This is a genomic window from Marinoscillum pacificum, assembly GCF_024714495.1.
Taxonomy (GTDB): Bacteria; Bacteroidota; Bacteroidia; order Cytophagales; family Cyclobacteriaceae; genus Marinoscillum; species Marinoscillum pacificum.
Genome location: NZ_JAMZMJ010000002.1, coordinates 136,923 through 150,541 on the forward strand (window position 1 = coordinate 136,923; position 13,619 = coordinate 150,541).

At 38.1% G+C, this 13,619-nt stretch carries 14 protein-coding genes; 5 read left to right on the forward strand and 9 right to left on the reverse strand.

Annotated elements, in window-relative coordinates; genetic code table 11:
* The first annotated feature begins 125 nt into the window (after window positions 1-125).
* Window positions 126-881 (forward strand): sulfite exporter TauE/SafE family protein, encoded by a 756-nt coding sequence (locus NXS00_RS07590; RefSeq protein ID WP_258098554.1) that lies wholly within the window; start codon window positions 126-128, stop codon window positions 879-881.
* Between the two features lie 99 nt (window positions 882-980).
* On the opposite strand, the gene NXS00_RS07595 is transcribed toward NXS00_RS07590, so the two are convergent.
* The 3 genes from NXS00_RS07595 to NXS00_RS07605 form a co-directional block, all read right to left on the reverse strand.
* Window positions 981-1,409 (reverse strand): SMI1/KNR4 family protein, encoded by a 429-nt coding sequence (locus NXS00_RS07595; RefSeq protein WP_258098555.1) that lies wholly within the window; start codon window positions 1,407-1,409, stop codon window positions 981-983.
* Between the two features lie 205 nt (window positions 1,410-1,614).
* The gene (locus NXS00_RS07600; protein WP_258098556.1) at window positions 1,615-1,893 is read right to left on the reverse strand and encodes a Txe/YoeB family addiction module toxin; all 279 of its coding nucleotides are present in this window, start codon (window positions 1,891-1,893) and stop codon (window positions 1,615-1,617) included.
* Window positions 1,890-2,141, reverse strand: a complete 252-nt coding sequence (locus NXS00_RS07605; protein WP_258098557.1) for a type II toxin-antitoxin system Phd/YefM family antitoxin — start codon at window positions 2,139-2,141, stop codon at window positions 1,890-1,892. Before NXS00_RS07605 ends, NXS00_RS07600 begins: the two co-directional genes overlap by 4 nt.
* A 99-nt stretch (window positions 2,142-2,240) precedes the next feature.
* Between NXS00_RS07605 and NXS00_RS07610 the strand changes: the two genes are divergently transcribed.
* The 4 genes from NXS00_RS07610 to NXS00_RS07625 all read left to right on the forward strand — a co-directional run bounded on the left by NXS00_RS07610 (window position 2,241) and on the right by NXS00_RS07625 (window position 5,412).
* Window positions 2,241-2,501: a hypothetical protein gene (locus NXS00_RS07610; RefSeq protein ID WP_258098558.1), complete on the forward strand. Its 261-nt coding sequence runs from the start codon at window positions 2,241-2,243 to the stop codon at window positions 2,499-2,501.
* Window positions 2,486-2,782: a type II toxin-antitoxin system RelE/ParE family toxin gene (locus NXS00_RS07615; protein ID WP_258098559.1), complete on the forward strand. Its 297-nt coding sequence runs from the start codon at window positions 2,486-2,488 to the stop codon at window positions 2,780-2,782. Before NXS00_RS07610 ends, NXS00_RS07615 begins: the two co-directional genes overlap by 16 nt.
* 644 nt (window positions 2,783-3,426) lie before the next feature.
* Window positions 3,427-4,665 (forward strand): HEPN domain-containing protein, encoded by a 1,239-nt coding sequence (locus tag NXS00_RS07620; protein ID WP_258098560.1) that lies wholly within the window; start codon window positions 3,427-3,429, stop codon window positions 4,663-4,665.
* 165 nt (window positions 4,666-4,830) lie between these two features.
* Entirely contained in the window at window positions 4,831-5,412 is a 582-nt protein-coding gene (locus tag NXS00_RS07625) for a hypothetical protein (RefSeq protein WP_258098561.1), read from the forward strand.
* 611 nt (window positions 5,413-6,023) lie between these two features.
* Here the strand turns inward: NXS00_RS07625 and NXS00_RS07630 are convergent.
* From NXS00_RS07630 to NXS00_RS07655, 6 genes are all read right to left on the reverse strand, one after another.
* On the reverse strand, window positions 6,024-7,208 hold the full coding sequence (locus NXS00_RS07630; RefSeq protein WP_258098913.1) for an IS256 family transposase: 1,185 nt from the start codon (window positions 7,206-7,208) through the stop codon (window positions 6,024-6,026).
* 1,208 nt (window positions 7,209-8,416) lie between these two features.
* Window positions 8,417-8,908 (reverse strand): MOSC domain-containing protein, encoded by a 492-nt coding sequence (locus NXS00_RS07635; protein WP_258098562.1) that lies wholly within the window; start codon window positions 8,906-8,908, stop codon window positions 8,417-8,419.
* 91 nt (window positions 8,909-8,999) lie between these two features.
* The gene (locus tag NXS00_RS07640) at window positions 9,000-9,314 is read right to left on the reverse strand and encodes a hypothetical protein (RefSeq protein WP_258098563.1); all 315 of its coding nucleotides are present in this window, start codon (window positions 9,312-9,314) and stop codon (window positions 9,000-9,002) included.
* Window positions 9,315-9,498: 184 nt separating this feature from the next.
* Entirely contained in the window at window positions 9,499-10,833 is a 1,335-nt protein-coding gene (locus NXS00_RS07645) for an aminotransferase class V-fold PLP-dependent enzyme (protein ID WP_258098564.1), read from the reverse strand.
* 158 nt (window positions 10,834-10,991) lie between these two features.
* Complete coding sequence (locus NXS00_RS07650; protein ID WP_258098565.1) at window positions 10,992-12,647, reverse strand: alpha/beta fold hydrolase; 1,656 nt, start codon at window positions 12,645-12,647, stop codon at window positions 10,992-10,994.
* Between the two features lie 128 nt (window positions 12,648-12,775).
* A complete protein-coding gene (locus tag NXS00_RS07655) occupies window positions 12,776-13,486 on the reverse strand; it encodes a LytR/AlgR family response regulator transcription factor (protein WP_258098566.1) in 711 nt (236 codons plus the stop codon).
* Between the last annotated feature and the right edge of the window lie 133 nt (window positions 13,487-13,619).

The window sequence follows — 13,619 nt, forward strand, 5'->3', positions numbered from 1 at the left end:
AATGAAATGGAGATATCTCACTGCCAAGACCATGCAATTCCTAACACATGACATCAACATCATTAGAAGAAAGACCCCTCCTTGCGTCGAGGTGACAACTTTAAAAGTAAACTAGCTGATTTCTCATGTCCATAGATTACCTACCTATCATCTTCTTTTTCATTGCACTGTTTTACAGCTCCGTTGGTTTTGGTGGTGGGTCCAGTTATTTGGCCATTCTCAGCTTGTTTTTCACTGAGTTTTATGAAATCCGCTCAACGGCGTTGATCCTGAATATCTGCGTGGTTTCTATCGGGACGTTTATGTTCATTCGTAGCAGAGTCTTTAATCTCAAGCTATTCTGGCCCTTCTTCGTCTCCAGTATTCCACTGGCTTATCTTGGTGCTCAGCTGAGGCTATCGCAAACGGTATTTTTCCTCATTCTAGGATCATCACTGATTCTATCAGGCGCTTTTTTGTTGCTTAGATTTATTCGCTCCAAAATGGAGTCTCAAGAATTCAGCTTTGCTAAAAAGCTAGGCTTTGGAGGGTTTATCGGATTTCTGTCAGGTGTTTCAGGCATTGGCGGTGGCATCTTTTTATCACCCGTACTCAATCTCTTCAATTGGCAAAACACGAGAACAATAGCAGCTTTAGCTTCCTTCTTTATCCTGGTCAATTCGATCGCAGGATTAGTAGGATTAACTGTTGCTGGCACCTTCCAATTCAATGAAAGCCTGGTCTTCAAATTAGTAATTGCCGTGGTGCTTGGTGGAGGCCTGGGTTCCTACTTGTCCAACAAACGATTCAACCTTCGTTTTCTTGGTGTGCTTACGGCGATTCTGGTCTTTTATGTTGGGTTGCGGCTGGTATTGCTGCATGGGTTTGGTGTGAGGATTTAGAGATGCATTCACCTCTCTAGCAATGTTTTTTTTTGTTTCCAGGATTCTTATTCTCTAGATTATTTCAGAGATGCTCGGAGACTATTATCTAAATCAAAATTATTCCTCTGCTTCTAAGCCGTTAATAAAATCCTCAAAGGAAGAGGAAACAAATTCCATAGGATTTTCTTCTCCACTATCAAATTTATTCACCCATACTTGACCATAGGATTCTTCATTAACAGAAAAGTTATAATCCCATCCACCAGAATCAATGGCAAATGGAATGAATCCTTGTATTTCAAAATCATTATGACCTTCTAGAATAGCCTCAATCGAAGGAAAATCAGGCTTTTTGTATATAAAAAGGATTTCTTTAATACTATAACGTTCTTGATAATATAAACCACCAAGAAACGCTCCTTCATAAACTAATAGAAACTTTTTTAGAGTATCAGGAAACAGAATATTAGAATCAGTTTCGATTTTTTCAAAATCACTCATATCTGATATTTCTTTTTGTTGCTCAATGATTCTGAGTTTTTTCATCCTTTCAATTTCATATAGTACCTAGCGAATGGATATTTTATTTTCATAAAGCATTCATTAGTGTTCATTACGATAAGATCATGACAGCAGCACTCGAACAGAGGAGTTTGATTGAAGTTCACATCTCAAACTGTACAACCTACTCAATAACGAAGAGTAACCATTAAGAACTATTAATTTCTCAAAGAAATCAAGCTTTTAGTTCTCACTTATCTCCATAGTGCGACCAGGCACTCAAGACATAGACAATGACTTGCTCCTCCTCTACTGAATAGACTAACTGATGCTTTTTATTGATCCGACGAGAATACAATCCCGCCAGTTCATGCTTTAACAGCTCTGGTTGACCTGTACCTGAAAATGGATGTTCTATCAGTTCATTGAGCAATTGCTGAAGCTTTTTCAAAGTCGCCTTATCTCCGGACTTCTTGTGCTTCTCTATATCTTTTAATGCCGTTTTGGTAAAGACTAATTCATAACTCATAATCCGAGCAATTCATCAATCTCTTTAGAAGAACTTATTTTCTTCACCTCTCCTTTCTTGGCTTCTTTGATACTAGCTTTTATTTTCTGAATCATCTCCGCATTGAAGTACATGTCGTCTTCACTGATAGGCGTTAATGCATAAGCTTTGTCGTTTCCGCGCTGCACAATCACCTGTTCCCCTTGATCTACCTTTTCAAAATAGAGCTTTTGATTCTGTCTGAATTCCCGACTGCTTATGACTAACATGATTTCAATAGTTCGTGTACCAATATGGTACAAATATACTGTAAATCTGATAATGCATGAATACCTTCAAGCACCTCAGCCCCGACCACCCAAACAGAAATGCGAAGATTGCGTATCTTTAGTCGTATGATAGAGGCAAAGGATAAAGAAATACTGATTCAAAAAATCAATTCTATCAAGGATAAAGAAGTTATTGATGAGGTACTTCGACTACTGGAAGTAGATGTGGATGAGTCTATCTACCAACTGAGTGAGGAACAAAGAAATGAGATCAACCTTGCGAAAGAACAAGTAAAACAAGGCAAAGGAATTGACTCGAGCATCGCGGATAGTGAAATAGATGAATGGCTAGAAAAGTAATTTGGTCTCCCTTAGCTCAGCATAAAAGAAAAAAAATTCTCCTCTATTGGATTGAGAGAAATAAGTCCAAGGACTATAGCCGTAAACTCAACAAGCTTTTTATTCAAGCAGCCAACCTTCTGGCGAAACACCCAAATATTGGTCAATTAACCGATTATCCTCATGTCCGAGTTAAGATTGTCCGCGATTACTTATTGTTTTATGAATATACTGAATCAGCTATCTTCATCCTCACTATCTGGGACAGCAGACAAAATCCAGAGAAGCTAAAATTAGAATAAAGAAATTGTCTTTTTTGTCCATTTGGATTTGCAATCCGAATGTAAAGAGTCATGGAATTTGTCAATCCTTGAAGCACCTGATCTCCTGCCCTTCTCCTTACAAGCTCTTGAAAAAACAGATCTGACAGGTTTGCGAAACCAGTCAGATCTATAGTCCATCTCATCACTCCTACATGTTTCGGCTAATCTAAACGCCAGAAACACTCAAAACTGGAGTTTTCTGCTTGTCGCAGTTCCGCATAAGCCCATTTCTATGGTTTTGGACGTATTTCAAGTCCGCAGACGTCCATTTCCAGAGTTTTGGGATTATGTCAGGTCCGCAGAGGCCCAAATCTGGAGTTTTGGAGCTATTTCACCTGGCGACAAGCCCAAACACGCAAGTTTGGGATTATTTCTGTAGTGAGAAACCTCAAAACTGCAGGTTTGAAGCTGAAAGATGATTAGTCACTAATCTCTTACAGTTTCATTATTGAGCATTTCATCCAAAACCACTTCCTTTTTAAACGTAGAAGATAACGCATTCGTCTATTGATTTCCTGCATCTGACGTAACGTTTTGATTTAAAGTGGAGAAAGGGGTATTTTGGACTATAAATGAAAGGAGCCAGTTGTTAGGATTAGATTCTTAGAATTAAAACTGCCACCATGAAAACAAACTATGTATTTGAAATTCTTTGTCTGGATTCATCTGAAAAATCAGTAATCAAGAATGAGAAAAATCTCGCCTATTCATTAATGGCCAACGGTGATTTGTGGATCGAACCGAAACAACGTGACGCTTCAATTTCAGATGACAAACAAAATTTGACCTTAGGAATCAAACAACTCAGTAGAGAAGAAGAAAGCGATATCAGTTTAAAAAACACCTTTTTAATAAAGTGCAAAGGAGATTTTGAACCTTTGGAGGTATTTAGATTAAGAATTTTGGCTCATTTAAAAAATCAGGGATACAACCATCTTTACATCTTATCAGATGACGTATCAGCAAAAATTTCCTGTGAGATTTATCCAAAAATTAACCAAGTTGAAAATCAATTAAGGAAATATCTTATCAAGTTCTTCATTACTAAACTTGGAGTAAGCTGGTGGAATGTAACCGCGGACGCTGAAATGAAGAAGAAAGTTATCCAGCGGAAAAATAATGAAACAGATTTCTCAGAATATATTGACAACAAGGCTTATCTAATTGATTTCAATGAACTTGGAAAAATTGTACATTCACAGTCCTCTGGCTTTTTAAGCAGAGATGACATTGCAACTAAAGTTCTAGAATTGGAAGAAACTCCAGAAGCCATTAAGAACTTGAAAATTGAACTAGAAAGTAACTATACTAAATTTTTCAAGGACACCTTTAAGGATAAATCATTTCAACAGAAATGGGAAGAACTTGAGAAAATCAGGCATAAAGTAGCCCACAATAACTTATTCACGGCAAAAGACCTTGATAGAGCTGACGACTTATCAAAAGAACTGTTTAATATTATTGCTGACGCGAATGAAACTATTGATGACATATCATTTAGTGTAGATGAAAGAGATTTAATCAAAGAAAATATAACGCAAAACTTTGCAGCCTATGATGTGATTTCCGAAAGTAAGCTATTAGAGAAACTAGATGAATCTGAGAAATGGGCATCAAAGACAAGAGATAATTTTGTCAGCTTAAAACATTTTGTCACGAACTATCTAGGTTCACAGGGTTACGATTATAGAACAAGTTATGATTTGGTGAATCTGCTTGAAAAAAAAGGCATTATCGAACTATGGGAATTTAAAGGACCGAATAACCTTTATCCAGTCACGGCAATTAGAAGATTAAAAGGAACACTAGCTGGCCAAGAGGGATTGGCTGATTTAAAAGCTAAAATGAACGAAAACTCCTAGGAGTAGTTTTTAACTACTGAAACGCATGATCCCAAAGCAGGCGCACGGATGTGCCTCTCACATAATCCAATAGTCTATCATTTTATCTTTAACTTCTGCATATGAGTCGGAAGTCTTGATTCGTGATAACACCAATCAAGGCAGAATAATGCTACCTTTAATCACATGTTCCAAGACTCAAGAATTAAGTTAGACGAAAAACACCTCACCATTTCACTTACGCCATTTGGAGCTGGAAGGAAAGCATTGTTTGAGCTATTTGGAGTACTACTCGCGTTCTTTATTGTTCACCAATTCGCAACCTCAGAATTAGCGGATACTCATCCACAAATAAAGCTCGTTTACCTAGCTCCAATTGTGATTGTGTTCCAGCTTTTTAAACGAATTAAAGTATTCATCACCGGACAGAGATATCATTTTGATAAGCAATTAAATGAGCTTTATCTTAACGACAAACGGCTATGTCGACTTGACAACATTAGGACAGTAGAAATAAACTATAAAATCCAAACTGATTCAGACGAAATGTATCATCTTGAATTGAATATTGAAAACGCGAATCCTATCAGAATTAGAGATTTTGGCAGCAAAAGCTCAATGATTAAAGATGGTGGGGTCATAGCAAAATTCCTAAAGATCAAGATGATCGACAACTTTCCTCATGGTGAAGAAATTCTTTGGGGAGATGCAGATATTGATTCTTCTTCTATTTCTCATTTAAATGAACACCTGAGAAATTCTAATTGACAGATTGAATTCTGCTTAATCCTAATACTCTCATATTAATCACCCCTTAAGACACCAACCCCTGCTCATTCGGATTTGCAATCCGAATGAAAGAGTTCTGGAATTTGTAATTCCATAAATGGTACCGGATTATAAATCCTAACTCTCAATACTCCGGGATTACAAATCCCGAAGAGCAACAGGGTTAAAAAGTCCGTCGCTAGTTTTAAATTTAAACCAAGACCGGGCTACGTAGGTGTGGCCATGTGTGAAAAGAGAGGTTAGTGCTTTCTAATCAACACTCATCATAGCTGAGTTGGCGATTATTTCTACACAATTAACAATCATGGCATATTGGGATCAAGTCAATCATTATAAAAACAAGGTTCTCTCAGATAATTATATATCAGAACAATACCTTAAAAATTTAACTCAAGAGTTAGATATTGCTACTTCATATTCGACGGCCAAAGAAAAGATTAGGTCCTTAGTTAAAATAATAAATGAAAAGAATCTAAACTTCCTCTTCACTGAAGAATATATAATAGAAATAGAAACACCTTTTCAACTCGCATATTTATTTAAAAGACAGTATCCAGTTAAGTGTGTAAATGAGATCAAGGGTTAGGGCATCAGACTTTAACCCTATTTTCAAATATAGCCATAAACTGGTTTAACAATATTGGCCAATGTCTTACGGGCATAGTCCACTTTTTGGTTGCTTCCATTAGTGCCAGGTAGACTGATTTTTTCACGGCATCATCTGTGGGGAATGACATCTTGTTTTTGGTATACTTCCTAATTTTCCCGTTAAGGTTTTCGATCAGGTTTGTAGTGTAAATAATCCTTCTAATTTCCAGCGGGAAGTCAAAAAAGACCGTCAGCCCATCCCAGTTAGTTTTCCAGCTTTTGACTGCATATGGGTATTTACTATTCCACTTTTCTTCAAACTGAGTGAGTTCTACTTCTGCCATTTGCTTGGTTGGTGCAGTGTATATGAGTCTCATATCAGCTGAGAATTGCTTCTTATCCTTCCACACCACATATTTGCCTGCATTCCTGATCTGATGTACCACGCATATTTGGGTAGTAGATTGAGGAAAGACTGATTTAATGGTTTGGGTAAAGCCATTTAGATTGTCAGTGCAAGTGATTAAGATATCCTCAACACCTCTAGCCTGCAAATCGGTAAGCACGGTCATCCAAAAGGAACTACTCTCATTTTTGCCTAACCAAAGTCCTAAAACTTCTTTCTTACCTTCTTTATTAAGGCCTACTGCCAAATAAATAGTCTTATTAATCACTTTACTATTGTCTCTTACTTTGAAGACAATTCCATCCATCCACACAATGAAGTAAAGTGGATCTAAAGGTCGATTTTGCCATGCTATTATATCTTCTGATACTCTGGCTGTTATCGTAGAGATAGTAGACGGTGGTAGCCTAAAGTCATACAGTTCTCTTAATTGCTCTTCGATATCAGAATTGGACATTCCTTTAGCATAGAGTGAGATAACAAGCTTTTCCACCCCTTCAGACATCTTACTCCGTTTAGGCAGTATTTGCGGATCAAAACTCGCATCTCGGTCTCTGGGCACTCTGATACTCAGCTCTCCATACTCAGTTTTTACTGACTTATCTGAGTAGCCATTTCTAGAGTTGGGAGTCTCTTTCTTCACTTTATCATGCTTCTCGTATCCCAAGTGTGCATCAAGCTCTCCTTCAAGCATCTTCTCAACACCGCGCTTGTACATCTGGTCCATGAAGGACATAAACTCTTTACCATCCTTAAACTGCTTAAGGAAAGCATCATTGATAAAATCTTCCGCGCCGCGTAGGCTGGTTTCATTTCAACTATGTAATGAAGATAAATAAAAAGGTCTGAGTTTATACCCCAGACCTCAATTACACAGTTTTTTAGATACTACCATTTAAAACCTATTACAATGTAGATTTATATTCAGGTGATTTTCGAGATGTTTTTAATGAGATGTCTTCTGACTAATATAAGCGCTACCAAAAATTGAATAAATCTGATTCTCTCTACTTAAAACTTTTAACGCATGTACGTCAGTTAATTAATACTCTCATAATTAAGCAGAATACGAAAAGACTTGTTAAAGAACTAAACAACCTAAAATAAAAAACCATCCAATTTGACCAGCGTCTTACACTTACCTATTGCCATAGCATAGTATTTTACCCCCGCTCATTCGGATTTGCAATCCGAATGAAAGAGTTCTGGAATTTGTAATTCCAAAGCACACTAACGGATTATAAATCCTAACTCTCAGTACTCCGGGATTACAAATCCCGAAGAGCAACAGAGATGCAGATGTTGATTCTTCATCTATTTCTCATTTAAATGAGCACTTGAGAAATTCTAATTGAGAAATTGAGCCCTGTTTTCTCCATGCCGGCACACGTGTCAAGTCATTCCTGCCATTGATGGCTTGCAGCTTGTACCTTCTTCTCAGCTTTTTTTTGCATTCCAGACAGACACTAATTATGGAAAAAAAGATTTTAATCCATCAAAATAGATAATGGAGATAATCAACTGACTTACTAAGTAAATAATAACCAGACTTTTAATTTTTTTCGTCAACTCCCTTGATCTTGAATTTATTAATCTAGCATATTCATTATACTCTAGATTCATCAAATTCGGTTTATATATTCTAGGAAAATCAGATATGCTAATCTTTGAGTTAAATCTAAATTCTTTAAAACAGGTAATTCTAAAATTTGAGAATTCCTGTGTTGAAACATTTTTCAATTCACCATTTAGGTATTCAATTTTTTGATACCATATATTATGTTTTACAATACTGTTGTTAAACATAATATATCCTGGAATGCCACAAATTAGGGCATTAATCGTACTAGCTAGTTCAAGATCCATCATTATTTTACTCTAAATAAAGCATTCAATTCGCTTTCAATAGCGATCTTGTAGCTCGTGTCGTGCTTTTACTCATCACTGCAGACATTCCCTTAAATGTTAACTGTTTCTATAGACGAATCACTAACCACCAATTAACTCCACCAAATCCCCAACCTTAATCTCCCCGCCTTTGATCACTTTAGCCGTAATACCTCCATGTCCGCGCATGGCGTTGTAGCCACCAGGACCCAGGTTTTCTTCCATTCGTGAGCACGGATGACAGTAACCAGTACCTTCCAGTATCACCTCTCCTATTTGGAACTGTTTGTTACGAAGTGCAAACAAATTGATACCCTTCACCATCAGGTTTCTGCGTGTCAGAAAGGGTGTTACTTCTTTTCCTAGGAACGACGATACCGCTTCCAGATGCTCTTGCTGGATCAGTGTTACTTGTCTTTTCGCACTTTTGGCTTTGTAGTGATCTCCTACCAGTCCTGAGGTTTCATCTACCGCTACGCTTTCCACACTCGTGAGCGGTTGCTTGCGTTCCGTTCGGATACCAATCCACTCCAGCGTACCTTTTTGAGGCAAAATTTCGATCAGCGATGAGATGGGTTTGTCTACTTCGTCCATAATGCAGTCTATCTAATGCAGGGATAAAGATAAAAAAACCACTTCCATGATGGAGAGTGGTTTTTAAAAAGAGGAAACTAACTACTTCAGATTATTTTTTACCATTGGCCATGAAGCCAGATTTGCTTGATGTCCTTTTGTATGGCATGTAATTTTTGGCTGCCGGACCTTTCAGATCATCCCTTGTTGAACTTATCATTGGAACCTGAGAAGTCTCTTCTGACCAGGGTTTCCTGTTCTTAATCTCAGGCCCCTTCAACTCATTACGGACTAAAGCCATTACTTGGCTGGCTTGTCTATTTCCTTTACAAGGTTTGCGATTTTTATACGCTGGCCCTTTTTGATCATTATGCGCATCTGATGCAAACAACACCACGGATAACGCACACATTATCAGATACTTCATTTTATAATTGATTTGATTATTCGTTTAAAAAAGAGGTGACAAGACCTGCCACCTCTCCCATTCCACCAACCTCGGAATGTTGCCCACCTTAAAAAATTTGAGAACAGGCAGAAAGGTCCCCGCCCTATAATAGGTCCCTTCCTAACCAATTCTACACTTATGAGATTCTTATGGATTTAGAATGTTATTCAGCTATCTGATTGCTGAATGATTCTGCAAAAGCAATCACTGCATCCAAGTCTTGTTTTCTAGTTGCCATTCCAACTGAAATTCTAACAGTATGTTGTAATTCATTATGCTGCCGCACCATGTCATTGTGCATACTCGCTTCCTGCATAAATGAAGAGCCATCAAGGGCATTGTTTACCAACTGCAAATACCACTTTACAGCGTAACTCTGATGGTCTTCCAAACCAAGTATCAGTTGTTGGTTCTGAGCTCTTTTTTGAATGAATTCTCTTTTAAACTCCCTTCCCGCTACATCTCTAATTTTGATTAGCAACGTATTGGAGCCATTATCTAAGTGATTCGTCCCAATCCACTGAACCACACCGTGACCAGAATCATGCTTGAGTTTGCCGAGGTGTTTCATCAGGTAATGAATCATTGATTTGCATCTTCCCTCCACACGTTTCACACCTACTTCACTCAAAAAATTGAGCCCATATTTCACTGCTGAAATCGCCTGACCATTGAGGCATTCTCGTGCAGCAAGCTGTTCATCTATGGCATTTGCATACAGGAAAGACTTATGGATTAAAAGACATCCCAAATCAGCAGGATAACCCAACATCTTCGCAAAAGAAAATCCAACAAACAATGGCTTCACTTTACTCAAATCAAGTGCTGAAGTGGATAATAAATGATCTGCATCCAGGAAAACATCCCAATTCTTTTGATTAGCATGCTCAATGATTCCCAAATCATGCACAACACCTGTCACCGATGATTGCGCAGGCATGACGAAGAGGTTTCCTTGAGTTTCACATTTATCAAACTCTCTTTGTAAGTATTTGGCATCAATGGTATAATCCGCACTAAGTATGGAGTGAGCCACCTGAACCTGCTCTTGCAGTTCGCCTGCTGTTGATTGATAAGTATTTTGATTATCCGCGAGAAAAAGAGCCCTACTTAGTCCGGTAAACGGATAAAGTTTGGTTGCCAAATTCAGCGAATCCTCCAATCCCTTAGTAAAACAACAGTGATAATCCTGTGCATTAAAAAACCTCAATACACTTTCTTTGGTATTGACCACAGACCGCATAAATCCGGAAGAATTCTTACCAACCATGTGATTAGCAGATAGCAAGGACTCCATATGTGTTTTCAATACCGATGCCGGATATACGGTGGCTTGAGCATAATCCAGATAGGTTTCACTATTAGTTAGGTAATGAAACTCCTGGTCAATTAAGTGATTGAAAAATCCCTCATGGGATAATTGATCAAAATGATATTTGCTCATTCCCTCCTTTAATAGCTCAAAGAATGGGAAGAATGATCTGCTTTGTGTTAACATTATTATGACGGGTTTAGACTTAGCAGTTATTATATAAGTGCAAATTTATACCCACATAATGCAATCAATTTATCACCTTTCCGTCAATAAATATCAAATAACCGACACCTCTCAATGATTCTTGTCCAAGGTTATCACATTTCCGACAATTGTATCATTTAAACGTCAGATGGACTCAATCCAAATTCACGTTTGAAGCATTTCGAAAAATAAGAGGGGTTGGAGAAACCTGTTTTGAAGGCTACTTCAGAGATATTGAGCTCCTTTCCAATGATAAGTTCCTTGGCCCTGTGTAATCGCACTGATGAAATCAGCTGGTTCGGAGATTTATTCGTAATTGCCTTGAGTTTCCGCTGCAATTGGCGTTCGCTAATACCAATCTCCAAGCAGAGCATTTCTACACCAAACTGCTCATCTGGAAGATACTTATCGATAATCTGTAATACGTTTTCCAAAAAAGAGTCGTTTTGAGGACTGATCTTCGGAAGACTGGAAAGAGCTTCATCTATACCAGACTGATCAAAAACGCTAAACAATCCCAATGACTCTCCATTATTGGATTGCAGCAATGCATGAGATCGATTGAAACTAAGACCTGCACCAGACAACAGGTACTTCACAGTCTGAGTAACCATAACATCTCCTGGTTTCACCACTCCAATCATATCATCCATGAATGCTGCAGTCTCTGAAGTAATAAAGTGTGCTTGATCAACCGAAGCTTCTTTGATATGAATACCCACAGCAAGGTGCCCATTCATCTTTTTCATGGTGTCTACCAAATCTAAACTACAGTGAACAGCCTTGCTAGGACCTTCGAATATGGCGACAAAATAATTAGGTTCCTGATACTGAATGATCCGCCCACGATATCTGGAAATAAACTGCTGAATAACCTCTTTAAAACTTCCATTGAGTGTCCCCTTTTGAGTCATTCGACCAGCAGCAATGGTAAAAAGTTGCTCTTCATAGGTCCTGACAGGGTTGACATTGAGAATGAAGGTTTTCATCTCATCAAGCACCTCTTGCGTATTGCCTACCCAAAACAAATGATCGTCTCCATCAAACTCTACAAATCGAGCAGTCTTAATACGCTGAGCAATGAACCTTCCCTCTTCAATTTTCACATCGATATCATTGGTACGCTGCATCATTAAAGTGGGGACTTTAATGGACGGTAAAATATCAATAATATCAACTTGCGTATTCATTTTGGTCAATACCATAGCTGCACTTGGGCTGGCTCCAGATCGGAAATAATTTGCCAACCAATCCATAAATTCGGAATCATTGGCTTTAGATGGAGCGAGCGTTTCCAGTTTCATTTCACCACTACCCCAGTTATTTTCAATCATATCATACACCTTCTGACGCTCTGAATCAGTAGGTGCCCAGGGGTAATCATCAGAATACTTACGCTTGGCAAACACGCCAAAAGTGATCAGGGAAATGGTCCTGTTAGGATAAGTAGCCGCAAATAAGGCAGATACGGAGCCTCCTTCAGAATGGCCAAAGAGTACTGCTTTTTCAGAACCCACAGCATCCATTACAGCACGTATGTCGTCCATACGTTCTTCAAGTGTAGAAAGCTCAACCACACGATCGGAAAGACCGGTCCCACGCTTATCAAATAAGATTACACGAGCGATCTTTCCTAATTCAGTTAGGAAACTCACTAAATCAGGGCAAGCCCACATCCAATCGATGTTGCTTACCCATCCGGGTATGTATACGAGATCTACAGGTCCCGAACCGAAGACCTGATAGGCAATATTAATACGCCCACTTTTGGTGTATTGAGTAGCTGGTTTCATAGTTATTATGACGGGATGAGTTGCAAAGGTAAACCAAATTATCACCCACAATCAAGTATAAGTCACTAACTGATAAGTATTTGACTTATTCCACCATTAAAACCAGCTGATTATAAGATTGATAAATGCTACAGCATTTTAATGCGATCCAATAGTTTTGGTCGATAGGAATTACTAATAGGGATGATCTTATCTCCTATCTGTAAATTGCTCTGATCAATGTTTTTAATACGATCAATACTCACTATATAAGAGCGATGCACACGCACAAAACCGTCTTCGGGAAGTTTATCTTCTACTGTTTTGAATTTAGAGTAAACCAGATGAGTCTTCTCATCGGTATGTATTTTCACATAATCTCCATAAGCTTCAATGTACGTAATGGAGCTTACATCAAGCTTCACTAGTAGCGAATCGGACTTGATAAAAATATTGGTCGATCCAGAAGAAGCATTGCTGGATGGTTTCGATCTACTCGACAAGTTGGCAGTAGCTTTATTTACTGCTTTTAGAAATCGAGCAAAATTCTCAATAGGCTTTAGTAGATAGTCGGTTACATCAAACTCAAATGCTTCTAAAGCAAACTTTTCCTGAGAGGTAACAAGAATAATCTCCGGCTTACTCGTAAGATTTTTTAGTATTTCTAACCCAGATAAATCGGGCATTTGAACATCCAGAAACACAATATCTGGCTGCAAACTCATAATGGCGCCTGCTCCAGCAACTGCGTCACTGTAAGTCCCTTTTAATTCTAGTTGCTCAGCTTTATTAACTAGCGAACTGATAATTTTTAGTGCTACTACATCATCGTCAATTGCAATGCAAGTATACTTTTCCATTTAACTAATTTTAAGTGTTGTGGTAATTAGTTTAATCAATCTGGACAAGCGATACGGGCATACAAATATAAGTATTAATCGCGCTTATTTTCTCACTTATCCTAAGTTTGAATCTCAAAACACAAATACGAGC